Source organism: uncultured Acetobacterium sp., from assembly GCF_927416815.1.
Taxonomy (GTDB): Bacteria; Bacillota; Clostridia; order Eubacteriales; family Eubacteriaceae; genus Acetobacterium.
Genome location: NZ_CAKMJU010000026.1, coordinates 1 through 24871, shown reverse-complemented (window position 1 = coordinate 24871; position 24871 = coordinate 1). Strand labels below are relative to the sequence as shown.

General features: G+C 42.3%; 24 protein-coding genes and 4 other annotated features. Of the genes, 22 read left to right on the top strand and 2 right to left on the bottom strand.

Annotation, left to right across the window (positions count from 1 at the left end; all coding sequences use genetic code 11):
- Window positions 1-8 precede the first annotated feature (8 nt).
- The 22 genes from obgE to zapA all read left to right on the top strand — a co-directional run bounded on the left by obgE (window position 9) and on the right by zapA (window position 22052).
- Window positions 9-1292, top strand: a complete 1284-nt coding sequence (gene obgE / locus QZ998_RS04245; RefSeq protein ID WP_296558290.1) for a GTPase ObgE — start codon at window positions 9-11, stop codon at window positions 1290-1292.
- Between the two features lie 51 nt (window positions 1293-1343).
- Window positions 1344-1706, top strand: coding sequence for a YhbY family RNA-binding protein (locus QZ998_RS04240; protein ID WP_296558288.1), 363 nt, complete (start codon window positions 1344-1346; stop codon window positions 1704-1706).
- A gap of 16 nt (window positions 1707-1722) precedes the next feature.
- Window positions 1723-2364 carry a nicotinate-nucleotide adenylyltransferase gene (gene nadD / locus QZ998_RS04235; RefSeq protein ID WP_296558286.1) on the top strand — a complete coding sequence of 214 codons (642 nt, stop codon included), beginning with the start codon at window positions 1723-1725 and terminating at the stop codon, window positions 2362-2364.
- Complete coding sequence (gene yqeK / locus QZ998_RS04230; protein ID WP_296558283.1) at window positions 2351-2935, top strand: bis(5'-nucleosyl)-tetraphosphatase (symmetrical) YqeK; 585 nt, start codon at window positions 2351-2353, stop codon at window positions 2933-2935. Before nadD ends, yqeK begins: the two co-directional genes overlap by 14 nt.
- Before the next feature lie 51 nt (window positions 2936-2986).
- On the top strand, window positions 2987-3331 hold the full coding sequence (gene rsfS / locus QZ998_RS04225; RefSeq protein ID WP_296558281.1) for a ribosome silencing factor: 345 nt from the start codon (window positions 2987-2989) through the stop codon (window positions 3329-3331).
- A 274-nt stretch (window positions 3332-3605) separates the two neighbouring features.
- Window positions 3606-4703, top strand: a complete 1098-nt coding sequence (gene ychF, locus QZ998_RS04220) for a redox-regulated ATPase YchF (RefSeq protein ID WP_296558279.1) — start codon at window positions 3606-3608, stop codon at window positions 4701-4703.
- Between the two features lie 100 nt (window positions 4704-4803).
- The gene (locus QZ998_RS04215) at window positions 4804-5085 is read left to right on the top strand and encodes a cobalamin B12-binding domain-containing protein (protein WP_296558277.1); all 282 of its coding nucleotides are present in this window, start codon (window positions 4804-4806) and stop codon (window positions 5083-5085) included.
- Window positions 5086-5104: 19 nt separating this feature from the next.
- Window positions 5105-6514: a DUF4080 domain-containing protein gene (locus QZ998_RS04210; protein ID WP_296558275.1), complete on the top strand. Its 1410-nt coding sequence runs from the start codon at window positions 5105-5107 to the stop codon at window positions 6512-6514.
- A 155-nt stretch (window positions 6515-6669) separates the two neighbouring features.
- Window positions 6670-6908: a binding site (T-box leader), on the top strand.
- Between the two features lie 187 nt (window positions 6909-7095).
- Entirely contained in the window at window positions 7096-9012 is a 1917-nt protein-coding gene (thrS, locus tag QZ998_RS04205; protein ID WP_296558274.1) for a threonine--tRNA ligase, read from the top strand.
- A 111-nt stretch (window positions 9013-9123) separates the two neighbouring features.
- Window positions 9124-9365, top strand: a binding site (T-box leader).
- A 138-nt stretch (window positions 9366-9503) separates the two neighbouring features.
- The gene (locus QZ998_RS04200) at window positions 9504-10499 is read left to right on the top strand and encodes an ABC transporter substrate-binding protein (protein ID WP_296558273.1); all 996 of its coding nucleotides are present in this window, start codon (window positions 9504-9506) and stop codon (window positions 10497-10499) included.
- 88 nt (window positions 10500-10587) lie between these two features.
- On the top strand, window positions 10588-11484 hold the full coding sequence (locus QZ998_RS04195; protein WP_296558272.1) for an ABC transporter permease: 897 nt from the start codon (window positions 10588-10590) through the stop codon (window positions 11482-11484).
- Window position 11485: 1 nt separating this feature from the next.
- Window positions 11486-12280, top strand: a complete 795-nt coding sequence (locus QZ998_RS04190; RefSeq protein ID WP_296558271.1) for an ATP-binding cassette domain-containing protein — start codon at window positions 11486-11488, stop codon at window positions 12278-12280.
- Between the two features lie 43 nt (window positions 12281-12323).
- Window positions 12324-12455, top strand: a sequence feature (ribosomal protein L20 leader region).
- Window positions 12456-12462: 7 nt separating this feature from the next.
- Window positions 12463-12987, top strand: coding sequence for a translation initiation factor IF-3 (gene infC, locus QZ998_RS04185; protein ID WP_296558457.1), 525 nt, complete (start codon window positions 12463-12465; stop codon window positions 12985-12987).
- Between the two features lie 113 nt (window positions 12988-13100).
- The gene (gene rpmI / locus QZ998_RS04180; RefSeq protein WP_026393216.1) at window positions 13101-13304 is read left to right on the top strand and encodes a 50S ribosomal protein L35; all 204 of its coding nucleotides are present in this window, start codon (window positions 13101-13103) and stop codon (window positions 13302-13304) included.
- Window positions 13305-13327: 23 nt separating this feature from the next.
- A complete protein-coding gene (gene rplT / locus QZ998_RS04175) occupies window positions 13328-13684 on the top strand; it encodes a 50S ribosomal protein L20 (protein WP_296558454.1) in 357 nt (118 codons plus the stop codon).
- A gap of 131 nt (window positions 13685-13815) precedes the next feature.
- Window positions 13816-15192: a TrkH family potassium uptake protein gene (locus QZ998_RS04170; protein WP_296558266.1), complete on the top strand. Its 1377-nt coding sequence runs from the start codon at window positions 13816-13818 to the stop codon at window positions 15190-15192.
- A 14-nt stretch (window positions 15193-15206) separates the two neighbouring features.
- Window positions 15207-15875, top strand: coding sequence for a TrkA family potassium uptake protein (locus QZ998_RS04165; protein WP_296558264.1), 669 nt, complete (start codon window positions 15207-15209; stop codon window positions 15873-15875).
- 2 nt (window positions 15876-15877) lie between these two features.
- Window positions 15878-16669 carry an RNA methyltransferase gene (locus tag QZ998_RS04160; RefSeq protein WP_296558452.1) on the top strand — a complete coding sequence of 264 codons (792 nt, stop codon included), beginning with the start codon at window positions 15878-15880 and terminating at the stop codon, window positions 16667-16669.
- A gap of 79 nt (window positions 16670-16748) precedes the next feature.
- Window positions 16749-16977 (top strand) — a binding site (T-box leader).
- An 81-nt stretch (window positions 16978-17058) separates the two neighbouring features.
- Complete coding sequence (gene pheS, locus QZ998_RS04155) at window positions 17059-18081, top strand: phenylalanine--tRNA ligase subunit alpha (protein WP_296558263.1); 1023 nt, start codon at window positions 17059-17061, stop codon at window positions 18079-18081.
- 13 nt (window positions 18082-18094) lie between these two features.
- Window positions 18095-20473: a phenylalanine--tRNA ligase subunit beta gene (gene pheT / locus QZ998_RS04150; RefSeq protein ID WP_296558261.1), complete on the top strand. Its 2379-nt coding sequence runs from the start codon at window positions 18095-18097 to the stop codon at window positions 20471-20473.
- Window positions 20474-20515: 42 nt separating this feature from the next.
- Complete coding sequence (locus QZ998_RS04145) at window positions 20516-21394, top strand: DNA-processing protein DprA (protein ID WP_296558259.1); 879 nt, start codon at window positions 20516-20518, stop codon at window positions 21392-21394.
- A gap of 97 nt (window positions 21395-21491) precedes the next feature.
- Window positions 21492-22052, top strand: a complete 561-nt coding sequence (zapA, locus tag QZ998_RS04140; protein WP_296558258.1) for a cell division protein ZapA — start codon at window positions 21492-21494, stop codon at window positions 22050-22052.
- 76 nt (window positions 22053-22128) lie between these two features.
- Here zapA and lexA read toward each other — a convergent pair whose 3' ends face one another.
- Together lexA and QZ998_RS04130 are read right to left on the bottom strand one after the other, a co-directional pair.
- Window positions 22129-22773 (bottom strand): transcriptional repressor LexA, encoded by a 645-nt coding sequence (lexA, locus tag QZ998_RS04135; protein ID WP_296558256.1) that lies wholly within the window; start codon window positions 22771-22773, stop codon window positions 22129-22131.
- 177 nt (window positions 22774-22950) lie between these two features.
- Window positions 22951-23934, bottom strand: a complete 984-nt coding sequence (locus QZ998_RS04130) for a tyrosine recombinase XerC (RefSeq protein ID WP_296558254.1) — start codon at window positions 23932-23934, stop codon at window positions 22951-22953.
- Between the last annotated feature and the right edge of the window lie 937 nt (window positions 23935-24871).

Sequence of the window (24871 nt, the reverse complement as noted above, 5' to 3'; positions counted from 1 at the left end):
AGGTAGCAATGTTTGTAGATAAAGCAGAGATTATTCTGAAGGCTGGCAACGGCGGACATGGCGGGATGAGTTTCCGCCGCGAAAAATATGTTCCCAATGGTGGTCCCGATGGCGGTAACGGAGGGCATGGCGGCAATATTGTTTTTATGGCCGACAATGGCTTTCGGACCCTGATGGAATTTAAATATAAGAGAAAACACAAGGCCGAAAATGGTGAAAACGGAACCGGCTGTCGTTCGACCGGTAAAACCGGAGCAGATCTGATCATCAAAGTACCGGTCGGAACGATAATTAAAGATAAAGAAAGCGGCCGGATCATCTGCGACCTTTCAGAACACGGACAAAAATACCGGGTCGTTGAAGGCGGCCGGGGTGGTCGCGGTAACATGAATTTTGCCACCGCCACCAGACAAGCACCGCGTTTTGCCCAGGGTGGCGTCAAAGGTCAGGAACGCACCGTAATTCTTGAGCTGAAGCTGCTGGCCGATGTCGGTCTGATTGGTTTTCCCAATGTTGGCAAATCAACCTTATTATCGGTGATCACCAAAGCTAAACCGAAGATTGCCAATTACCATTTTACCACCATCGTGCCTAATCTGGGGGTAGTTGAATGGCGAAATTTTGATCCTTTTGTGATTGCCGATATTCCCGGATTGATTGAAGGTGCCCATGAAGGTACCGGACTGGGCGACCAGTTCCTCAGACACGTCGAACGTACCAAGCTGCTGATTCACCTGCTCGATGCCTCTGGCAGTGAAGGCCGGGAACCCCTCGATGATTTTAAAAAAATCAATTATGAATTGGAAAAATACAACGAAAAACTGGCCAAGCGGGTTCAGATCGTCGCCTTGAACAAGGTTGACCTCTTGTCTGAGCCAGAAGAAACCGATGAGTTAAAAGCTGAGCTGGAAAAATTGGGCTATGAAGTTTTCGTCATTTCGGCTGTCACTGGTCAGGGGCTCAACGAACTGTTAAGCCGGACGATCAGCTTACTCGATGAAATCGGTGAAGTAGAACCGATCTTTGACTTTGAACCGGAGGCAGAAACCATTTTCACCCCGGACTTTAAAGAAAAGCAATTCACGGTTGAAAAATTCGATCATCTATTTGTCGTTAAGGGTGCCTTCCTAGAGCGGCTGATTACTTCGGTAAACTTTGAAGATTTGGATTCGATTGGCTTCTTTCAACGGGTTCTAAAAGATAAGGGCGTCTTTGAAGAGCTCGAAAAAATGGGCATCCAAGATGAAGATGTGGTTCAGTTAGAAGAGATCGAATTTGAGTATTTTAAATAGATTTCCCGCTTTATTATATGTTATAATAGCGTCGTAGAAAGTAGAGAAAAAATGTTAACAAGTAAACAAAGAAGTTATTTAAAAAAGCTTGCCATGGATATTCCTGATATCATTTTTGTCGGCAAGGATGGCATCACCCCGCAAGTCATCGTCCAGACCAGGGACGCCATCATTGCCCGGGAACTGATCAAGGGAAAGGTTCAGAATAATTCACTAGAAGATGTCGATAATGTGGCGCGGGAATTAGCTGCGGCTACAAAATCTGATATTGTCTGCACCATCGGCAATAAATTTATCCTCTATAAAAAGAATTTATTGAAAACCAAAATTGAGGTGCCGACTAAAAATCAGAAACCCCTTAAGCGGGTCAAGAAAAAAGCACTGAGTCCATCACGAAAATTCACTAATTCATAATAAGTAAAGGTTTGAGATGAAGAAAAAAATCGGTCTTCTGGGAGGAAGTTTTAATCCCATCCATACGGGTCACCTGCTGCTGGCGGAGTCGGCTCGCGATCAATACGAATTGGATATGGTGTTGTTTATACCCACCGGGAATAACCCATTTAAATTGTCACAGGATGAAATTGCCAGAAAACACCGGCTAAAAATGGTTGAGCTGGCGATTGCCGGCAATCACAACTTTGAAATTTTAACCCATGAAATTGATCAAAATGGCGTCACTTATACCATTGATACGATCAATAGCATTAAAGAAATCTATCCCGATTGTGATTTTTATTTCATCGCCGGGGCTGATTTAATGTTTGAAATCACCTTATGGAAGGGTGCCCCGGAACTATTAAAGTTGGTCAAGTTTATCACCACCTTCCGGCCGGGCTATAGTCATGATCGCTTGGATATGCGGATTAAAGAGCTGCAGGAAATTTATGGTGCTTCTATTTTTAAGCTGTACGCCACCGAAATGGACATCGCTTCTTCTGATATCCGGTCGCGCGTCAAAAATGGTTATTCAATTCGCTATCTGCTCCCTGAAACGGTGGAAGCTTACATTCATGAACACGGTCTCTATTTGCCAGCATACTCCAGTGGGGATAGCGATGAATTGGACTGAGATTGAGGATGATCTAAGAAGGGTGCTAAGCCCGAAACGGTTTAGGCACACCCAAAACGTCGTTGAAGTCGCCCATCAGCTGGCTGATCGCTTCGGATGCGATCACGAGCAGGCCAGGTTAGCGGCACTACTTCATGATTGTGCCAAACATTTATCCGGTCAGCAACAGCTTGATTACGCGAAAAAGCACCACATCAACATTGATTCTGTCTGTCAAAATGATCCGCAATTGCTGCACGGACCAGTCGCTGCGGTGCTTGCCAGCCAACGCTATGGGATTAAAGATCCGGCGATTCTAAAGGCGATTGATTGTCATACGACCGGGTCTAAAAATATGACCACCCTCGATAAGATCATTTATCTGGCTGACTATATTGAAAAAGATCGTTGTTTTCCAGGCGTCGATGCGATTCGACAGATGGCCGAAAGTGATTTGGATCGCGCCACCATTATGGCACTAACCAACTGCATCTGTCATGTCGCCGAAACGGAGGCGCTACTGCACCAAAATACGATTGAAGCACGAAATGATTTAATTATAAAACAAAAAAACTTACTGCAAAAAACTTAGTAAAAAAAATAGCATAAAAAAATAGCATAAAAAATTTATCAAAGAAAGGAAGTGATTTTTATTAATCCAGAAGAATTTGCAAAAAAAATAGAAGCGTGGATTGAGGCAAAAAATGGTGATGAGATTGAAGTGATTAACGTAACCGAAATGACCACCATTGCCAACTATTTTGTGATCGCCAGCGGGAACTCTGAACGTCAGGTAAAAGCGATTGCTGACAATGTCGAATATGAAGCGAAAGAATTGGAAATATTCCCCAAAAACATCGAGGGTCAAAGAGAAGGCCGGTGGATCTTACTCGATTACTATGATGTGATTGTCCATATTTTCCATACCGAAGAGCGTCAGTTGTACAACCTCGAAAAGCTTTGGAAAAACAGCCCAGTTACGCGCTAGGCAAAGTCTAAAAATCTGCTTGATGGTCATTTGTAGCCCCGTGAATTTTAAGAAGCGGGGGATGTGGCAGATGACAAGCTGATCGGCATCAAGTGAATCTACTTACTCAATTATAATGGTGGCACTTCTTGATCCTTCGGGACAGGAAAACCCACCTTTTTACATGCCAGGATTAATTTTTGCCAGACAGCAGTTTGCTTTTACTAAACAAAAATAATTTTAGTGATATGAAATTAAAAAAGAAAAATTGAATGAAAATTAGAAAGAGGTAACTATGAAAATAGGAATCGTTGGCTTACCCAACGTCGGGAAAAGCACCATTTTTAATGCATTGACGAAGGCTGGCGCAGAGTCGGCTAATTATCCATTTTGCACGATAGACCCCAATATTGGAGTTGTTACGGTACCAGATCCGCGGCTGGCGGTCTTGGAGAAAATGCACAACTCAAAAAAAGTCATTCCGACAACCATTGAATTTGTCGATATTGCCGGTCTGGTACGCGGGGCCAGCAAAGGCGAAGGGTTGGGTAACAAGTTTCTTTCGCATATTCGCGAAGTCGATGCGATTGTTCATGTCGTTCGTTGTTTTGAAGATGATAACGTCGTTCATGTGGAGGGGAAAATCGATCCCATCGATGACCTGGAAACCATTAATCTGGAACTGATTTTTGCGGATATTGAAATGCTCGATCGACGGATTGAGAAAAATAAGAAACTGGCCAAAACGAATCCTCAAGAAAAAGCAAACATTGACGTGGCAATGCGGCTGCGGGAAATTCTTGAGCTTGGTAAAATGCCCAATGATGACGATTTTTCTGCTGAAGAATGGGAATTTATTCAAACCATTCAGTTGATCTCGATTAAACCGGTGCTTTATATCGCCAATGTTTCCGAGGATGATCTCCATGAAGATAATGAAATGGTAACCCGCCTCAAAGCGACTGTTAGAGAAAATCACTCGGGTAGTCACAAGGATATTATTAAGATATCGGCAAAAATTGAAGAAGAGATTGCTCAGTTTGATGATGTTGAAAAAGCAGAATTCTTATCCGATATGGGATTGGCCGAATCGGGACTGGATCAAGTTATCCGTTGCGGCTATAAATTATTGGGTCTAATCACCTTCTTAACCGCTGGTCCCCAGGAAGTACGTGCCTGGACGGTTACCGAAGGCACGAAGGCGCCCCAGGCCGCCGGCAAGATCCATAGCGATATTGAGCGTGGTTTTATTCGCGCTGAGATTACCGGCTTTGAACAATTAATAGCGGCTGGTTCGGAAGTGAAAGCCAAAGAAAGCGGTGTTACCCGGGTTGAAGGAAAAGATTATGTCATGAAAGATGGCGATGTTACCTTTTTCCGATTCAATGTATAGCGCAGTAGGAAGTGTTCATCTCATTTCTGGCTAAGAATAAACTTCCGGGAAATGATGAACAGTTTTCGACCTATGCCACCTGATAAGCTTGGAGGCTCTTGTGAAAGATCTTGTTTTAGTCGCAATTAATGCAAAATATATCCATACCAATCTGGCGGTGCGTTCACTGAAGGCACAACTAGCGGATTTTGATGTCGAAATTGTGGAAGTCTCGATTAATGACCCGCTCCACCGGATCATCAAGTTGCTCCTCGATACCGATGCCAGGCGGATTGGTTTTTCCTGTTATATCTGGAATATTGAGATGGTTCTTAAGCTTGCTGAAGTGCTCAAAAAAGCCAGACCGCAGCTGCAGATTATTTTGGGGGGGGCCAGAGGTTAGTTTTGATGGCCTGGGATTAATGAAAGAACACCGCTTTTGCGATTTTATTATTCAGGGCGAAGCGGAAGATAAACTAAAAGCTTTGCTTAAGAGTGGTGACAATCTGCAAAAATTTTTTCAGGTGCCGGGTCTTTGTTATCGCAATTTGGCTGGCGAAATCATCGAAAACCCCGATGCTGAACCCGCCCCCTTAAATCAATTGGTTTTTCCCTATGCTAATGTCGATCTGGATCGTCTAAAAAATAAGATCATATATTATGAAACGATCCGGGGTTGTCCCTTTGCTTGTTCCTATTGTCTTTCTTCGACCAAGCCGGGCTTAAAGCTACTCGATCTTGATCGGGTTCTTAGCGAACTGGATTTCTTTATCGGGGCGGGTGTCAAGCAGGTGAAACTGGTCGATCGGACTTTTAACTGTGACCTGGCTCGTGCCAAAGCAATATTTAAACATTTGATTAAAGGCGGCGGTGATACTAATTTTCATTTTGAAATGACCGGCGATCGGATCGATGATGAAATGATCGACTTGCTAAAGACGGCACCACCAGGACTAATCCAGTTTGAAATTGGCGTTCAAAGCACGTCGCCGGATACGCTCACGGCGATTGGTCGAAAAATCAGTGTCAGCCGAACCGAAGAACATGTCAAAAAACTGCTTGACCAAGACAATATCCATATTCATCTGGATTTGATTGCGGGCTTGCCCCACGAAAGCTATGAACTTTTTAAATCATCCTTTAATCAGGTGATTGCGCTCCGCCCGGATATGCTGCAACTGGGCTTTTTGAAATGTCTCAAAGGGACCCGTATTCGCAGTCAAGCAGACCTCCATGACTATCAGTATGCCAGCTTTGCGCCTTATGAAATCATTTCAAATAAGTACATCAGTGCTAAAGAACTGTATCAATTGAGGCAAATTGAAGTGTTGGTCGATCGTTACTTCAATAGCGGCGCATTTAAAGATAGCCTGGCTTTTATTTTCACTGCGCAAATTTATCCCACCCCCTTTGATTTTTTTGAAGCCTTTTCGATTTATTGGGAGAGCTGCGGTTATTATGATCTGGGAAAATCAAAGGAACAACTCTATTTAATCCTGTCCGATTTTTTTGCTGGTCACGAAAAGAGCCAGCTGATCGGCGACTGGATAAAATTTGATTGTCTTGCTCAGGGCAATCTCAGACTGCCAATCGGTATGGCTGACACCAGTCCGGCAAAGGAATGGATCTTTGAATTTTTAAAAGAACCGCAAAATATAAAAAAATACCTGGCTCGCTTTGTTAATCTGGCACCCAAAAAAATCTATACACAGGTCAAATTTCAATATTTTTCGACGGCCTTTCTGAGCCAACTTTCCGGACAAGCTGCTTTGTCACACGATGGGCAGGGGTTGATGGTGTTTTATGAAGGCGGCTTTGAAATTATCAATTGAAATTATCAGTTCAAATCATCAGTAAATTGGATAAATGGATTCAAACATAAACTGATTCAAAAAAATGATTTGAAAAATAATAAGAAAATTAATTATACGAAAAAGTATTGATTCTTTTTTAGATAAAGGTTATACTAAAAGACAATTAAAATAGAAAAAAGACGCTGATAAGGACGAGTAAGTTATCCACCGGATTCAGAGAGTAGGCAACTTGGCTGTAATTGCCTAACCCAGAGATAACCAAAAACCACCTTGGAGTCGAAACCTGAAAGATTGGCATGCTGCATGCAGCTGCTTTTGATTAGGGTTTTACGGAGCTGACCGTTATTCAGAACTTAAGTGGATTCACGAAGGTGGATCAAATTGGGTGGAACCGCGTTTATACGTCCCTTTGTTTGACAAAGGGGCTTTTTTGTTTTAAAAATAAATGTTTTCATGAAGCAAAACGCAATACGATAGCGATTGAGGCGGTCGACATTCGGATAACCCCTACCGGCAATTGGTCGGCACAGGGGGTGTCAATACCCTAAATCGCTGGAAATTAAGTTGCTTTCATAATAAAAAATTAAAAGGAGAAAATTATGATTACTATTACGTTAAAAGACGGATCCATAAAGACTTATGAACCCGGAATCACGGTGCTTGAAGTTGCCACTGATATCAGCCCCGGTTTAGCCAAAAATACCATGGCGGGGGAACTAAATGGTCAGCTTGTCGATGTCCGTCAGGCGATTAGTGAAGATGCCACCCTCAATCTATTAAAATTTGAAGATCAGGGCGGCAAGCATTCCTTCTGGCATACTGGTTCGCATCTGCTGGCTCAGGCGGTAAAACGACTCTATCCGCAGGCAAAGCTAGCGATTGGCCCGGCGATTGAAAATGGTTTTTACTATGATATTGATGTCGATGTGATTATCACGCCAGAAATCATGGAAAAAATTGAAAAGGAAATGGCAAAAATTGTAAAAGAAGGGCTTGAAATTACCCGCTATGAACTAAGCCGAAACGATGCCCTGGCAAAGGTAAATGCTGAAGGAGAGATTTACAAAGCCGAACTGATCGCAAATCTACCGGAAGACGCGGTCATCAGTTTTTATAGCCAGGGTGAATTCTCGGATCTTTGCGCGGGTCCCCATATCCAAAATCTTAGTGGCATTAAGGCGATTAAGCTCTTAAGTCTGGCCGGTGCCTATTGGCGCGGTGATGAAAAAAATAAAATGCTGCAACGGATCTACGGGATCACCTTCCCCAAAAAAAGTGAATTGGAAGCCTATTTAACCCGTCTGGAAGAAGCCAAAAAACGTGATCACCGGAAGTTGGGAAAAGAACTGGATCTTTTCTCACTCCAGGAAGAAGGACCAGGCTTTCCTTTTTTCCATCCCAAGGGAATGATAATCAGAAATGAACTGGAAAATTTCTGGCGACAGATCCATCAGCTTCGCGGTTACCAGGAAATTAAGACCCCAATTATCTTAAATGCCGATCTCTGGAAACGTTCGGGTCATTGGGATCATTATCAGGAAAACATGTATTTCACTGAAATTGATGAGGCTTCTTATGCCGTTAAACCGATGAACTGCCCCGGCGGCATGCTGGTTTATAAACGCAAGGGTCATTCCTATCGCGACCTGCCACTAAAGATGGCGGAACTGGGTCTGGTGCATCGGCATGAACTGCATGGTGCTTTGCATGGACTGATGCGGGTGCGAAACTTTACCCAGGATGATGCCCATATCTTTATGACCCCGGATCAAATAGAAGCGGAAGTCATTAAGGTCATTGATCTGGCTGATGACATTTATAGGGTGTTTGGCTTTAACTACAAGGTTGAACTGTCAACCAAACCAGAAAAAGCGATTGGGTCTGACGAGGTTTGGGAAATAGCAACCGAAGCGCTAAGAAATGCGCTCGAGAAAAAGAACATCGACTATCGATTAAACCCAGGTGACGGGGCATTTTATGGACCTAAAATTGACTTCCATCTGGAAGACAGCCTCGGTCGTACCTGGCAATGCGGCACCATTCAGCTGGACTTCCAGATGCCGGAACGCTTTGACCTGAACTACATTGGTTCCGATGGTGAAAAGCACCGCCCGGTGATTGTACATCGAACAATACTGGGCAGTATCGAACGGTTCTTCGGGATCTTAATTGAGCACTTTGCCGGAAAATTCCCGGTTTGGCTGGCTCCGGTTCAGGTCGTAATTATTCCGGTTGCCGATGCCCACCATGATTTTGCTAACGGGATTGAAGCACAACTTACCGCAATTGGAGTCCGGGCTTCGGTCGATGACCGCGGTGAAAAGCTGGGTTACCGCATCCGCGAAGCACAAATGCAAAAAATTCCCTATATGCTGGTGATTGGCGATAAAGAAGCCGAAGGCGGCGATTTAGCGCTTAGAATCCGCGACACTGGCGATGCCGGCCTGATCAGCCTGAGCGATCTCAAAGAAAAACTGATTGAAAAAATCAAAACCAAATCTTTAACCTTAGACTGAGACTGGAATTATTTAAGAATTACTATCGAGTTTAGGTCAAGTGCTTAATAATAGGGGTCGAATTTGCAATAATGGTTGACAAATTCGACCCCTATAAATATAATAAAAAATAATATAGTGATGATCAGGAATAAGTAATAATAGGATGATCTTTTCAGAGAGCTTTCGGTTGGTGCGAGAAAGCGAGACACCGTTATGAATACACCCTGGGAGCTGCTCACCGAAATGGCTATGCCGTTCGGCTGGGTCGGATGCCAACCGTTATCGTGGCTAAGTGACTACGGTTGCTTGCAGAGCGTGATGCGTCAGCATCAAAGGCAAGGTGGTACCGCGAATTTTTATTCGTCCCTGTTATACAGAGACGAATTTTTTTTACGTGAAGGCAAAAAAGACACTTTAGGTGAACTGAGAATGCTTCTCATGAAAAGAAGGCCAACAATTCAACCTGAAAAGGTTTTATTGAATAAAATTTACAAAATGGAGGAAAAGAAATGAGAACACAGGGAAAAAAACGAATGACGCTACTTCTCGTTGCAGCAGTGGTTGCCTTAGGGGCTGGTTGCACCAATTCGGGAACATCAGGAACAAAAGAAGAAAGCAAGAGTGCAACCATCGGGATTGTTCAATATGTTGATCACGTCGCCTTAGACGCTGCCCGGGAAGGCTTTGTCACTGCGCTGGCCGATAACGGTTATACCGATGGTGATAATATTACCATTGATCTTCAAAATGCCCAGGCTGATCAAAGTAATTTATCAACCATCAGTGATCGTTTTATCAGCAACAAGGTTGATATGGTACTGGCCATTGCGACCCCGGCAGCCCAAGCCATTGCTGGCAAGACGACCGAAATCCCAATTCTGGGAACCGCGATCACCGATTATGAAGCAGCTCGTCTGGTTGACTCCAACGAAGCACCAGGCGGAAATGTCAGTGGGACAACCGACATGAACCCAATCAAAGAACAAATGGATCTACTGGTAAAATTGGTGCCGACAGCTAAAACAGTTGGTGTGCTTTATACTTCTAGCGAAGATAATTCGGTCATTCAGGCTAAAATTGCCAAAGAAGCAATTGAAAAACTTGGCCTTAATTATGTTGAGGTAACAGTGACCAATTCAAATGATGTTCAACAGGCGACCCAATCGATTGTCAGCCAATGTGATGCGATCTACATTCCCACCGATAATGTCTTTGCCTCAGCAATGCCACAGGTTCAAAACATTGCCTCGCAGTCAAAAACACCTGTCATCTGCGGTGAATCGGGAATGGTTGAATCCGGTGGATTAGCAACTTTAGGAATCAGCTACGCCGATCTCGGTTACCAGACCGGTCTAATGGCCGTCAAAATTCTTAAAGGCGAAGCCGAACCAGCAACCATGGCGATCGAATCAGCGACTAAATTTGAGTATGCAATCAATGGCGCTGTAGCCGAGGAAATTGGTTTAACCATTCCTGATGACTTAAAACAATACATCATAAAATAAGCAACATATAACAAGCAGTCATCGACAGCATGACTGCTTGCTAAAATTATAAAACAACATAATCATAGATAAGAAGTGAGGCAAAATAATGTTTGAGATTATACTAGGTGCAATATCGCTAGGCCTTTTATGGGCAATCATGACAATCGGCGTTTATATCACCTATCGGATCCTCGATATTGCTGATTTAACAGTTGAGGGAAGTATTGCCATGGGAGCTGCCATCGCAGCTTTCTCAATTTTTAATGGTATGAATCCTTTTATCGCTACCTGTTTAGCCTTTGTTGGCGGGATGCTGGCGGGATTGGTTACCGGAATTCTTCATACGAAATTAAAAATTCCTGCCTTGCTGGCGGGTATTTTAACGATGATTGCACTTTATTCTGTTAATCTGCGGATCATGGGAAAAGCCAATCTGTCGCTGCTGCGGATTGATACGGTCTTCACACCACTGGGTAATTTGGGAATAAACCCGACCAATGCGGTGATCCTCTTTGGATTGATCGCAGTGATGGTCATTATTGGTCTCTTATACTGGTTTTTTGGAACCGAAATCGGCTGTGCGATCCGCGCTACCGGAAATAACCCGCAAATGGCACGAGCCCAGGGGATCAATACCAATAATATGATTATCCTAGGCCTGGTGATCAGCAATGGTCTGGTGGCGCTTTCCGGTTCATTGATTGCTCAGAGTCAGAGCTTTGCTGATATCCAAATGGGAATCGGATCAATTGTCATCGGTTTAGCCTCAGTTATTATTGGCGAAGTTATCTTCGGCACCCGTAATTTTTTCAATTGTCTGATTTCCTTAGCTTTGGGCGCGATTACCTATCGTATTATCATCGCCCTGGTATTAAAATTGGGGATGCCGGCCAACGATTTAAAATTGTTCACCGCGATAACGGTGGCCATTGCCTTGTCACTGCCAGTCTTTAAAAGCTATCTGCGCCCCCTCAAAAAATCGATGAATGGAGGCGGTCAATAAAATGTTGGTAATCAATAATATCGAAAAAAAGTTTAATGCGGGAACGGTCAATGAAAAAATCGCCTTAAGTCATTTTAGTCTGTCGCTGGCAGAAGGTGATTTTGCAACCGTCATTGGTGGTAATGGTGCTGGTAAATCGACATGTCTCAATTGTGTGGCGGGCGTCTTTGGTGTTGATCAGGGCACCATTCTGATCGACGGCGAAGATGTCACCAAGCTGCCCGAACACAAGCGCTCTAGCCTAATCGGCCGGGTCTTTCAGGATCCGATGATGGGCACGGCTGGTAATATGGGAATTGAAGAAAACCTCGCCCTGGCCTATCGTCGCGGTAAGACCCGGTCACTGAGCTGGGGCATCAGCAATAAGGAACGCGAAATTTACAAAGAATATCTCAGTCATCTGGACTTGGGGCTGGAAAATCGCCTGCATGCCAAGGTTGGTCTATTGTCGGGGGGGCAGCGTCAGGCCTTGACCTTATTGATGGCGACCCTTAAAAAACCAAAGCTTTTGTTACTCGATGAGCATACCGCTGCCTTGGATCCTAAAACAGCCGATAAGGTGCTAAGTCTCAGTGATCGTTTCGTCCATGAAGGAAATCTGACGACCCTGATGGTAACCCATAACATGCGTCATGCCATCGAACATGGCAATCGCCTGATTATGATGCATGAAGGACGGGTGATCCTTGATATCAGCGGCCAAGAAAAACAGAAGCTGACGGTTGAAGATTTACTCAAACGATTTGGTCAGGTCAGCGGCGAAGAGTTTGCCAATGACCGGGCGCTACTTTCTTAAAAAAACAGTTGACAATAAGCGTGAATAGGCATATAATAGTCGAGTAACAAAGTAGAGGAATCCCACTTCTCACCTCATTTCTCAGGGAAATAGGTAAATATGAATGAACGCATTACAGATGTTCGTTAGTATTTTTTTGCAGGTGGAGTAACTCTACCTGCAATTTTTATATATGGAGGTATATTACTATTAGCAAAGATGTTCAACACGAAATTAATAACGAGATCCGCGATCGCGAAATCCGTGTCATTGACGAAGCCGGTGAAATGCTAGGAGTCATGATTACAAAAGACGCTCAGAAATTAGCCGATGAAAAAAATTTGGATCTAGTGAAAGTTTCACCAAACGCCAAACCGCCGGTTTGTAAGATTCTTGACTACGGAAAGTTTCGCTATGAAGAAATTCAACGATTAAAAGAAGCTAAGAAAAATCAAAAAGCTGTGGTTATTAAAGAAATTCGTATGTCGGTTCGAGTTGAAGAGCATGATATTAATGTTAAAATTAAAAATTGCATCAAATTCTTGGAACAAGGTAGTCGTGTCAAAGTGGCGATTCGTTTCCGAGGTCGTGAAATGGCTTACACAGAACAGGGAAAAGAAGTATTGCTTGATTTTGCCGAACGTGTTTCAGATCTTGCCGTGGTTGAAAAAGCCCCTAAAATCGAAGGCCGAAATATGGTTATGTATTTAGCCCCCAAGCAAAAATAAGTAAATCAACGTGTTAATTGACTATCTGCTACCGGAATTTAGCGGTCTTTGATTAAGTTCTGCAGATATAGTTTTTTATAAAAGATACCTTGTACAGGGAGGAGGAAATAGTTATGCCAAAAATGAAAACACACCGTGGTGCTGCAAAGCGTTTTAAAATAAAAAAATCAGGTTTTATTAAACGGACAAAAGCAGGAAAACGTCATATTCTTAATAAAAAAAGCAGTAAGCGAAAAAGAAACTTAAGAAAAGCAACTGGCTTGGCTCCTGGAGATGCTAAAGTCGTAATGAAAATGATCAAAATGGTAAAAAGATAATATTTGAAGATAGGAGGAAATAAATAATGCGAATTAAAAAAGGCGTAAATGCCAAGAAGAAACACAAAAAAGTACTTAAACTTGCAAAAGGCTATTATGGAGCCAAGAGTAAGTTATATAGATCAGCGAATGAAGCCGTTATGCGAGCACTCAGATCTTCATATGTTGGCCGAAAAGAAAAGAAGCGAAATTTCAGAAGATTATGGATTACCAGAATCAATGCTGGTGCCAGAATGTATGACTTAAGCTATAGCAAATTTATGTTTGGTTTAAAACAAGCTGGTGTTGAAATTGACCGTAAAATCTTAGCTGATTTGGCCATGAATGACAGCAATGCATTCAAAGACTTAGTTGAAGTATCAAAGAAAAACATGAACTAATCGTACGAAAAAAACTTCTCAACGGATTATCCATGCTTGGGAAGTTTTTTTATTGTAGATTATTGTTGCTTTTTCATAACAGCGTGTTAAAATGAGTATGGTTGTTAAATATTTTAGGTGGAGACAAGATCGTGGCAGAAAAATTACGTTGGAAGTTCAATAAGTTTGTTGGTCAGCGCTCCCCCGCGGAAATGCTGATTTATGGATTTGCCCTGGTGATTCTGCTCGGAGCAATCCTGCTTACCCTGCCGATAGCCAGTGCCTCAGGAGCGAGTGGTGGTTTTGTCAACGCTTTGTTCACCGCGACCTCAGCAGTCTGTGTGACAGGCCTGGTGGTTGTCGATACCGGAACCTTTTGGTCAAGTTTCGGGAAAATAGTTATTATTTTTTTGATTCAGATTGGCGGCTTGGGTTTTATGTCATTGACGACGATGTTTTTTGTGTTGGCCGGGAAACGGATTACCATCAAAGATCGGCTGTTAATACAATCTTCGGTGAATATGGATTCGATCTCAGGGATCGTCAAATTTACCAAGTATATTTTCTTCTCATCGCTGGTGATTGAAGCAATCGGGGCATTACTATTGGCACTCGTTTTTATTCCCGAATACGGGTTTTTACAGGGCACTGCCTATAGCGTTTTTCATGCGATCTCAGCTTTTTGCAATGCCGGCTTTGATCTGTTTGGGAACTATGCCAGTTTAACAAAATATGTCGGTAATTTCATTATTAATTTTGTTATCGGTGGTTTAATCATCCTCGGCGGCTTGGGTTTTGCGGTTACCAGTGATTTAATTAATGTCCGCAAGTTTGAGAAAATGAGTATGCATGCCAAGCTGGTTTTAACAGTCACTGGGATTTTTTTGATTATTGGATTTGTTTTCTTTTTTATTTTTGAGTATCATAATCCCAAAACGCTGGGCAATTTATCCCTGCCGGTAAAATTCATGGCCGCTTTTTTTCAGTCGATAACACCGCGAACTGCTGGCTATAATACCATCGATATCGGCGCCCTGACAGCTCCGTCCTTGTTTTTAACCATGCTTTTGATGTTTGTCGGTGCTTCGCCAGGCTCGACCGGTGGCGGTGTTAAAACAACCACCTTTGCGATTATCGTGATGACGGTTGGCTCGGTGTTGCATGGGAAAAAAGATGTTATTGCCTTTAAACGAACAATTATGGATCCCGCTATCCGGCGGGCAATTTCAGTTGTTGTGATTGCGTTGGCTATTGTCATCTTGATGATTTTTGTGTTATTATGTACTGAACCAGATGCTTCTTTTGAAACGATTGTTTTTGAGGTGCTTTCGGCATTTGGCACGGTCGGCTTAACAACCGGATTGACCCCGCAATTATCAATCGGGGGAAAAATAGCGATCAGTATTACCATGTTTGTCGGTCGACTGGGTCCTCTGACGGTAGCCTATGCGATATCACGTAGTGAAAAGCGATCGCGCGAAAACGTCGGTAATTTTAAATTGCCGGAAGGCAATATTATGATCGGCTAGAGGAGGAGTATTAATTGAAAGAAAAGCAGTTTGCAGTCCTTGGTTTAGGGCGTTTTGGTGAAGCACTGGCCATTACCCTGAGTGAGTTGGGCTGTAATGTTGTTGTTGTCGATAAAGACGAAGAAAAAATTCAAAGCATTGCAAACCAGGTTACTTATGCCGTTCAAGCGGATGTGACCGATATCAACACGCTCAAGTCGATCGGCTTAAAAAATGTCGATGCTGTTGTTGTTTCGATCACCTCTGATATTAATAGTAGTATCATGGGAATTGTCAATGCTCAGGAGCTGGGTATCAGCGAGATCTATGGCAAAGCCAATAATGCTCAGCATGAAAAGGTATTGCTAAAACTCGGGGTAAAGAAAGTCTTTTCTCCGGAGCGCGATATGGGTGAGCGGGTTGCACATAACCTTTTTTCAGGCGATTTTATCGATATTTTAGAGCTCGATACCAATCACTCGATTGTCGAAGTCGAGTCGCTTCATGCCTGGGAAGGCAAAACCCTCGATCAATTGAATCTTAGAGAAAAGTATGGCTTAAATGTGATTGCCATTCGCACCCTCGATGTTTTGAATGCTTCACCCTTAGCTAGTGATATCCTTCATAATAAAGATAAACTGATTGTCATGGGCGAAAACCGCTCGATTAATGAGATCAATAAGCTATCCCGAAAAGATCATTAGTGATGTTTTTAGAAATCAGCTCAAAAAATAATGATCAAATCAAATATTTGCGGAAACTCAGTAGTAAGTCTTTCAGGGATGGGCAAGCTGCCTTTGTAATCGAGGGAAGCAAGCTTTTTTTAGAGGCATACAAAAAGCAATTGCGCTTTAAACAGGTCTTTGTAACAAAAGAATGGTTAGCAATTAATCCGGATTTGGTCAGCCAGTATCTAATGGTTTTAGCTGGGAATGGTGTCAGTATCGCGGTTGTTGAGATGTCAATTTTGTCATCTGTTTCCAGTTTGCAAAAACCGGAAGGGATCATCTGTGTACTCGACAAAATAAAGCTCCAACCAGGAACATTCAAACGATATGTGATTCTCGAGGATGTTCAGGATCCTTACAATGTTGGTACGATCATCCGAACGGCTGATGCGGCAGGCTTTGACTGTGTCATCACATCAGTCAAAACGGCCGATATTTATAACGAGAAGGTGCTACGCGGCTCAATGGGTTCGGTCTTTCACCTGCCAATTTATCAGGTTGAGTCATTGTTTGACTATGTCAGGCACTTAAAAAGTCAGTCGGTTACGATCATTGGCACCGCCTTGACGGGCAGCTGCTTATGGGAACGCAAACCCTTGAGCGAACCATTTGCGATTGTGATGGGCAATGAGTCTCAAGGGATGTCGGATCAAATGTCTAAGTGCTGTGACGTTTTACTCAAAATTCCCATTTTTGGTCAGGCTGAATCGCTAAATGTGGCAACCGCAGCCGGGATTATTATGTATGACCTGGTTAGAGATTTTAAATAAGTTAGTTTTACTGAAAAATCACACAGTAAAATCACACAGCGAAATGATTACACAATTATAATAATAACAATTAAATAGATTATCAACAATGATAGAGCCAGTAAATAAATTTTAAATTTTACAGAGAAAAAATCCCAGGCTGAGAGATTTTGTATTTAGATTTATTGAAATTCCCTCTGGAGTTTTAGATGTGAACGCCATCGCAGTTTTGATGGCCGCTAGCTTCTAACGTTAATTGCGTTAAAATTTTGAGTGAATACATAAAGTATTAATTTAAGGTGGTACCGCGGAATTATTTCGTCCTTTATTATAAGGACGATTTTTTTATTGAATCATTTAATTTAGGAATTTATTTCAGTAGTTTAACATGATAAAAAAGGAGAGAAGTAATGGAATTAGAACTTAAACAAATAAAAGATCGCTGTTTGGCTGATCTAAATCAAGTTGCAGAATTAAAGACACTCGACAATGTCAGAATAAAGTACCTGGGCAAAAAAGGCGAGTTAACGATCGCCCTCAAGGGGATGGGTAAACTGTCCAATGAGGAACGTCCGATTATTGGAAAATTAGCCAATGAAATCCGCGAAGAAATCGAGACTAATATTTTAGCCCAGAAGTTCTTGCTTGAACAAAAAGAAATTGAAGCTCAGATAAAAGAAGAAGGCATTGATGTATCGCTGCCGGGCAAAAAGCACCAGGCTGGAAATCTACATCCACTCACCACAACCGTCAACGAATTAAAAGAAATCTTTTTGGGAATGGGATTTTCGATTGCCGAAGGTCCCGAAATTGAATGGGCTAAATATAATTTTGACTATTTAAATGTTCCCCAGGATCACTCTGCCAGAGACTTGCAGGATACCTTTTATTACCAGGACGATATTGTCCTGAGAACCCAGACCTCCCCGGTACAGGTGCGGGTCATGCAGGATCAGAAACCACCACTACGGATTATTTCGCCAGGCCGGGTCTATCGATTTGACGAGATCGACGCTACCCATTCGCCGGTTTTTCATCAAATGGAAGGCCTGGTCATCGACAAGGGCATTACCATGAGCGATCTCAAAGGAACCCTTGATTTGTTCGCCAAAAAACTATTTGGTGAGCAGACCAAAACGAAATTCAGACCACACCAGTTTTATTTTACCGAGCCAAGTGCGGAAATGGATGTGACCTGCTTTAAGTGCGGCGGGATTGGCTGTAAGGTCTGCAGCAACACCGGCTGGATTGAAATCCTGGGCTGTGGCATGGTTCACCCCAACGTCTTGCGATTCTGTGGGATTGATCCCGATCAATACAGTGGCTTTGCCTTTGGGATGGGACTCGATCGGATTACCATGATCAAGTATGGCATCAATGATCTGCGGTTATTATTTGAGAATGATTTGCGTTTCTTAGCGCAATTTAAATAGGAGGAAGCAAAGTATGCTCGTTTCACTAAATTGGTTAAAAGAATTTGTTGATATAAAAATGTCCCCATATGATTTTGGCGAGGCGCTGACCATGTCAGGTACCAAAGTCGAAACATTAACGGTTGTTGCTGAACAGGTTGAGGGTATCTTGACAGGCAAAATAACAAAAATTGAAGCCCATCCCAATGCCGATAAACTGATTGTCTGTACAGTTGATCTTGGAGACAAAGAACTGGTGATTGTCACCGCTGCCAAAAACGTCTTTGTTGGTGCGATTGTGCCGGTTGCCATTGATGGGGCGGTAATTGCTAATGGTAGCAAAATCGGTCGGAGTGATTTTAGAGGACTGATTTCTGATGGGATGTTCTGCTCAATTGAAGAACTGGGCATGAACAGTGATTTATTTGCCAAAGAAATTGGCGAAGGGATTTTGATCCTGCCGGACAATACCCCGCTGGGAATCGATACCAGAGAACTACTTTGGCTCGATGATGTGATCATTGATGTGGAGTTAACCGCTAACCGCTCGGACTGCCAATCGATCATTGGGATCGCCCGGGAGGCATCCGCAACCCTGGATCTTCCTATGTCCAGTTTTGCAACTTACGCGGCTGCTGAGACTCAAAATCAGATCGACGATTATTTGTCGGTAAAAATAGCAGATCCAGCCTGCCCCCGCTATGTCGCAAAGATGCTAAAGGTTAAAACGATCGAAGCGTCACCGCTGTGGCTCCAGGTTAAACTACTAAACAGTGGCGTTCGTCCGATTAACAATATTGTCGATGTTACCAATTTAGTGATGCTAGAGCTGGGGCAACCCCTGCATGCCTTTGATTATCATAGCCTTCAGTCACAGGAAATTGTGATTCAAAGAACCACGGATAAGCAGATCGTCACCCTGGATGATAAAGAACGCGAGATTGATCAAACGATGCTGATGATTACAAACGGCAAGGCGCCAGTCGCGATAGCCGGGGTAATGGGCGGTGCGAATTCTGAAATAACAGAAAAAACCAGTCTGATCGTTTTGGAATCGGCTAATTTCAACAAGGCTAGTATCCGTTTAACAGCCAAACAGCTTGGTCTTAGAACCGAGGCGTCAGCGCGTTTTGAAAAGGGCGTTGATCCAGAACTCGCCGGCATCGCGGCCCTGCGGGCGACCCAGCTGCTTTTAGAAATCGGTGCTTGCGAGGTGATTGAAGGGTTGATCGATGTTTATCCCAACGTCGCACCCTTAAAAAAAGTCAACCTCGATATTAATTGGTTTAATGCTTTTGTTGGGATAACACTGACTATTGATGAGATAAAAGCCATGCTGAGTCGCTTGTTTTTCAAGGTTGAAAAAATCAGTGATGCTATTTTAGAAGTTGAAGTACCCAGTTTTCGACCGGATATTGAGCTAAAAGAAGATCTGGCTGAAGAAGTGGTGCGGATTTTTGGCTACGATATGATCCCGGGGACGATCATGGGGGGAGAAACCATGGTTGGCGGAAAAACGCCGGTTCAAAAATTTGAAGATGCCCTTAAAAATATCCTGGTCGGACAGGGCTATTATGAAACCCTGACCTCCTCGTTTACCAGTGAAAAGCGTCTTCAGGGACTGAATTCACAACTCGGTGATGATCTTATTGCCCTGATTAACCCGCTCGGCGAAGAAAATAGTATCATGCGGGGTAGCTTAATCGGACATCAATTGGAAGTGATTGCCTTAAATGATAGCCGAAAAAACCCAAGTGGCCGATTTTTTGAATTGTCTTATACCTATCATAAAAATGACAAGCCCGGGGAATTGCCGATCGAGGAAAAGAAATTGGCAATTTCTAGCTATGGTAGTGGCGATTATTTTGAACTAAAAGGGATGGTTGAGCTGTTACTGACGCATTGCGGCATTCAATATCCACAATTTATTGCCGGTGGATCAGACTTTCTTCATCCCGGCCGTAAGGCAGAAATCTTTGTTAACGGCAGACGACTGGGCGAAATTGGTGAGATTCATCCGATCGTGGTTAAGCATTATCAGCTGCCAAAACGTTGTTATGTCTGCCAATTGTCTTTTGAAGCGATTTTTGACTGTGCAAAAACGGATAATAAATTTACCGATCTGCCGAAATTCCCGGCATCAAACAGAGATTTGGCAATTGTCTTAAAATCAGAAATTCCAGCTGCAGTCATTGAGACAACGATTCGCAATAATAGCGGTGAAATTCTTGAAAGCATCGAATTGTTTGATGTCTATACCGGGGCGCAAATACCCGACGGTTACAAGAGTCTGGCCTATGCCCTAAACTTTAGACATCACGAACGTACCCTTAACGACAATGATATCAGTCCGGTGATTGATCAAATCCTTTGCCAATTAAAACAATCCTTTGATGCCCAGCTGCGCGAGTAATCGCTTTAATTTGGGGTATAAATAAAAGTATGGATAAAAAGCATGAATCGCTTATCTGAACTTATTATCGGGCTGAGGCAATTAAAAGGGGTCGGACGTCAGAAAATTAAACAATTGCTGGACATGATTATTGCACCCGAATCGCTTTCATTTAACGAGATCATTGAAATTGGCCAAACCTTTCATTTAATTTCAAGTCAAATTTATCAAGCAGACATTGCCCAAGCCCTGGCTTATGCCAGGCGGGTAATTGATGAGTGTGATCAGTTGGGAATTCAAGCGGTTAGCTATTTCGATGATCGTTTTCCAGAGAGTCTTAAATTTGATGATCAGCCCATCTTACTCTATTATAAGGGCGATCTAAAAATTTTAAATCATTCGAAACGGGCGGCGGTTATCGGCAGCCGCAGTCCGTCACAACTAGGCTGTGATTTTGCCTTTCAGGCTGGTAAAATTCTTGCCGAAAATAATTTTGTGGTGATCAGCGGATTGGCTGTCGGGGCTGATGATTGCGGTCACCGCGGTTGTCTGGAAGTTGGCGGAAAAACCGTCGCTTTTTTGCCATCGGGTTTAAGCTCGGTCTATCCCAGTTCAAATTGCCGGCTGGCCGAAAAAATTTGTACTTCGGGGGGCGCCTTAGTCTCGGAGTACAGTCATCTTGAAACCGTGCAACCCTATAAGTTTATCGAACGCGACCGGCTGCAAAGCGGCGCGAGTGGGTTTGTGATCGTATCAAGTTTTTCACCGGGAAGCGGAACCATCCATACCCTTCGTTATGCCAGCAAATACAATAAACCGATTTACTCGATCCCGGTCATTTATGACCAATCACGGGATGGCTTTAATCACATCAGCCTAAAAAATATCGACTTTCAAATCAAGGAAAACACAGACCTTAATTGTCTGATCGAAAATTATTAATTGATAAATCATTTGTAATTCTTTAGGTTATTACATATAATAGAGTAGAACATCCTTAAACATTTAGAGAATTAAATTTATTTCACAGGAGGAAAAAATGCCTGAACAAACAATAATGGAATTACGCATATTAGATACCGAATTTAATTTGAAGGCAAAGGGAAACGAAGAGCATATAAAACATGTTGCTGATTACGTCAATGCTGAGCTAGAACGCGTCAAGACGGCTAATCCTTTTACCAATCATATTCGGATTGCGATTCTAGGCTGTATGAATATTACTGAGCGGCTTTTTATTGCAGAAGAAGAAGTTCGCAGCAGTGAAGAAGTCAAAGCCAAAGAAATTGGCGAGATTAATCAAGTCAAAGAAGAGCTTAAACAAACAAACCAGCGATTAGCTGAAGAACTAGAGAAATTTGAAACGCTGGCAGAAGAAAAAGAATTGCTGCAAAAAGAATTAGAAGAAAAGAATGATTTGCTGGCTCAATATCGTGAGCATTTACGACAAAGCAAGATCGAAAGCGAAACCAGCCGCAAAACAATCTTAGACTTGCAGAATCAACTATTTGAAAGCCAGATTGAACTGGTAAAAGCAAACAAGAATCATATTGAAAAAGATGTCTTTAAAAATATTGAAGAAAAAATGAAACTGGACTAGACAAATTTTCTTCAATTTAACGAACAAAAACAAACGAACAAAAACAAAAAAAGATGTTTGCACATCTTTTTTTTGTTTAGTATTTACGCATTAAACCGGTTACCTTGCCGAGAATTTTGATATCTTGCTCCTTGCAGATAATCGGATCCATGCTTTTATTATCCGGTTGGAGCCTGACTTTATTGGGCTCTTCATAAAAGATCCGTTTGACCGTGGCTTCATTATCTTCAAGCAGCAGCACCACAACAATGTCATTATTGTTTGCCGATTCCTGTTTTTTGACGATAATCTTATCGCCATCGAGAATACCGGCATCAATCATGCTGGTTCCCTTGACTTCAAGAATAAAGGCAGCCTCGGTGCCGGCAAAATCGAGCGGCAGCGGGAAAATATCAGTGATGTTTTCAATCGCCAGAATTGGTGCACCGGCTGTTACGCAACCAAGGATTGGCAGCGAGACAATTATTTTTTCGTCAAAGTAATTTGATATTGTTTCGTTGGGATCGTGACGCAGGACTTCAATGGCGCGGGTTTTTGTCGAGTCCCGTTTAATATAGCCCAGTTCCTCGAGCTTTTTTAAATAGCTATGGGCAGTGGAAGTCGATTTCAAACTAACGGCAGCACAAATTTCGCGCACCGACGGGGGATAACGCTTATCACGCATTTGGCTATCAATAAATTTTAATATATCAATCTGTTTGCTGTTCAAATCCTCATACATAAGAGTTCCTCCAAAATTTTATAATTCATTATAACATAATTAAAACAGAAAAACAAACGTAAGTTCTATTTTTGAATAATTAGTTTAGGTGATCAGTTTAGGTAATAAAATAAGCAGCGATAGTCTTGATCAAAATGTAGACGCTGTTTTTCTGCGGATGCTTATTTTAATGATAATTTAGTCATCATCGCTAACGAATTGCGACAAGGGGTTTTGATTCATGGTGTCCCTTAGGGTTTCTTCATTAATATGGGTATAGATCTGGGTGGTCGAAACATTCTGATGGCCCAGTATTTCCTGCACTGACCGAAGATCGGCATTGCCATAGCGAAACATCAGGGTTGCGGCAGTGTGCCTGAGCTTATGAACGCTGATTTCGTCGGTATTGAGGCCACAACTGGCCAGGTGTTTTTTGACCAGGTGCTGAACCGCACGATTGCTGATTGGGGTATTTTGCTGGCTAAGAAACAGATAGGGAGAGTCGGATTCCTGGCGCACCGCCAGATAACGATTGATTGCTTTTAAACAGGCATGGTTTAAAAAGACCGTCCGTTCCTTATTGCCTTTGCCGATGATCCGCAGGGCATCGTTTTTGATATCGGTTATTTTGATTTGGGTGAGCTCCGAAAGCCGCATCCCGCAATTTAGAAACAGGGTGACAATGGCAAAGTCCCGTTCTTTATGACGGCCGGTTATCCCTTTTAAAAGATCGACGGCTTCATCCCACTCTAAATAACGGGCGTGACGGGCTGGTAGTTTGGGCATTTCGAGTTCGGTCACCGGGTTGGGCAGAAAGTATTTTTGTTTGTTACAGAGATAATTAAAAAAGGAACGCAACGATGAGACCTTGCGGCTGCGGGCGGCATCTGAATTATGACGTTCCTTACTGGAATAGGAAAGAAAGGCATAGAGAATCCCTAAATTGACAGCTTTTAAATCATCAAGTGAGATATCATCGATCGCAATCGCATCAAAGTCGAGGGATTGGGGAACCATGGCAAAATAGCGCTTGATAAAGCGAAAAAAGATAATCAGGTCATAGCGGTAGGCCTGAGCCGATTTTTCGGAATAACCCTTGATGGTCAAGACATAATTGAGGAATTCATCGATGATGGTATTATTGGGTATCATTTTATCAGTATGATTGGTTGCGGTTGGCATGACAATACTCCTAAATTTTATTTGGTAGATCAGCTGTTAAATGGCGAACTCGAATTGGAGAGCCTGATCCACTGAGAAAGCCAATTAGAAAAGCCAATTAGAACAGATAATCTGGTTATGCAAGGATGACAATCATAGTTTATCACATTTTATGGCTTTTGTCACGAAACTTACATTTCGCGACAAAAGATTTTAGTCTTAATTTTAAATTTGATTGCTATTTTTATTTTCATACGATGTGCATTGACATATACTTCGGACATAGTTTGACATATAAGTGGTAAAAAATAATTCATTTATTTGCGCTTATGTATAATTTATCGGACTTAAATAACGAATTTAATTGAATTCTATGAACAATAATCAGAAATATGAAATTTTATTATCTCCGGTGAAGAAAATGCAAAATAAAATGACAGGTTCGTATGATACCTATTTTATTTTAAAAATAGGTAAAATTTGACATATAACCCGTAAAAAATGGAAGGTTTTCATGAAAAAAATAATTTCTATATGTAATGCCAACTTTCAGTAAAAAAAGTATTACGCCTTTTAATTATCCAATGGAAACATTGTAGCGTACAATCAGACTATATCCCCCAACCATTGTTTCCATATTATCTATATTGTTTCGATAATCTTCATTCACCTGAGACTCTTCTTCTTCGAAAAAATAGACATTATAAAAGAGATCATTCTCGATAATAATGCCTTTATAGGCTGGGCCAACTGAAATACCAGAATCTAAAAGATCTTCTGTGATTATTTTTATAAAGTCACCATTTCTAATATTATTCTCAATAAAACCTAATAGTCTACAAAAGTATTCAAATAAATAAAACTCGATAATTTTAGAAGCAAGCCGGAAAACATCAGCCGAATGTGTTTGGTATAATAATAGTTAAGCAAAGGGTCCCCAAAAAGTTGTGCACCCATT

Coding starts and splice junctions, on each gene's coding strand:
- QZ998_RS04190 (WP_296558271.1), top strand. CDS start 11,486: ATGTTGGTAATCAATAATATCGAAAAAAAGTTTAATGCGGGAACGGTC.
- QZ998_RS04195 (WP_296558272.1), top strand. CDS start 10,588: ATGTTTGAGATTATACTAGGTGCAATATCGCTAGGCCTTTTATGGGCA.
- pheT (WP_296558261.1), top strand. CDS start 18,095: ATGCTCGTTTCACTAAATTGGTTAAAAGAATTTGTTGATATAAAAATG.
- thrS (WP_296558274.1), top strand. CDS start 7,096: ATGATTACTATTACGTTAAAAGACGGATCCATAAAGACTTATGAACCC.
- QZ998_RS04240 (WP_296558288.1), top strand. CDS start 1,344: ATGTTAACAAGTAAACAAAGAAGTTATTTAAAAAAGCTTGCCATGGAT.
- QZ998_RS04210 (WP_296558275.1), top strand. CDS start 5,105: ATGAAAGAACACCGCTTTTGCGATTTTATTATTCAGGGCGAAGCGGAA.
- QZ998_RS04130 (WP_296558254.1), bottom strand. CDS start 23,934: ATGCCAACCGCAACCAATCATACTGATAAAATGATACCCAATAATACC.
- QZ998_RS04145 (WP_296558259.1), top strand. CDS start 20,516: ATGAATCGCTTATCTGAACTTATTATCGGGCTGAGGCAATTAAAAGGG.
- pheS (WP_296558263.1), top strand. CDS start 17,059: ATGGAATTAGAACTTAAACAAATAAAAGATCGCTGTTTGGCTGATCTA.
- zapA (WP_296558258.1), top strand. CDS start 21,492: ATGCCTGAACAAACAATAATGGAATTACGCATATTAGATACCGAATTT.
- QZ998_RS04160 (WP_296558452.1), top strand. CDS start 15,878: ATGTTTTTAGAAATCAGCTCAAAAAATAATGATCAAATCAAATATTTG.
- QZ998_RS04200 (WP_296558273.1), top strand. CDS start 9,504: ATGAGAACACAGGGAAAAAAACGAATGACGCTACTTCTCGTTGCAGCA.
- lexA (WP_296558256.1), bottom strand. CDS start 22,773: ATGTATGAGGATTTGAACAGCAAACAGATTGATATATTAAAATTTATT.
- rpmI (WP_026393216.1), top strand. CDS start 13,101: ATGCCAAAAATGAAAACACACCGTGGTGCTGCAAAGCGTTTTAAAATA.
- obgE (WP_296558290.1), top strand. CDS start 9: ATGTTTGTAGATAAAGCAGAGATTATTCTGAAGGCTGGCAACGGCGGA.
- nadD (WP_296558286.1), top strand. CDS start 1,723: ATGAAGAAAAAAATCGGTCTTCTGGGAGGAAGTTTTAATCCCATCCAT.
- yqeK (WP_296558283.1), top strand. CDS start 2,351: ATGAATTGGACTGAGATTGAGGATGATCTAAGAAGGGTGCTAAGCCCG.
- ychF (WP_296558279.1), top strand. CDS start 3,606: ATGAAAATAGGAATCGTTGGCTTACCCAACGTCGGGAAAAGCACCATT.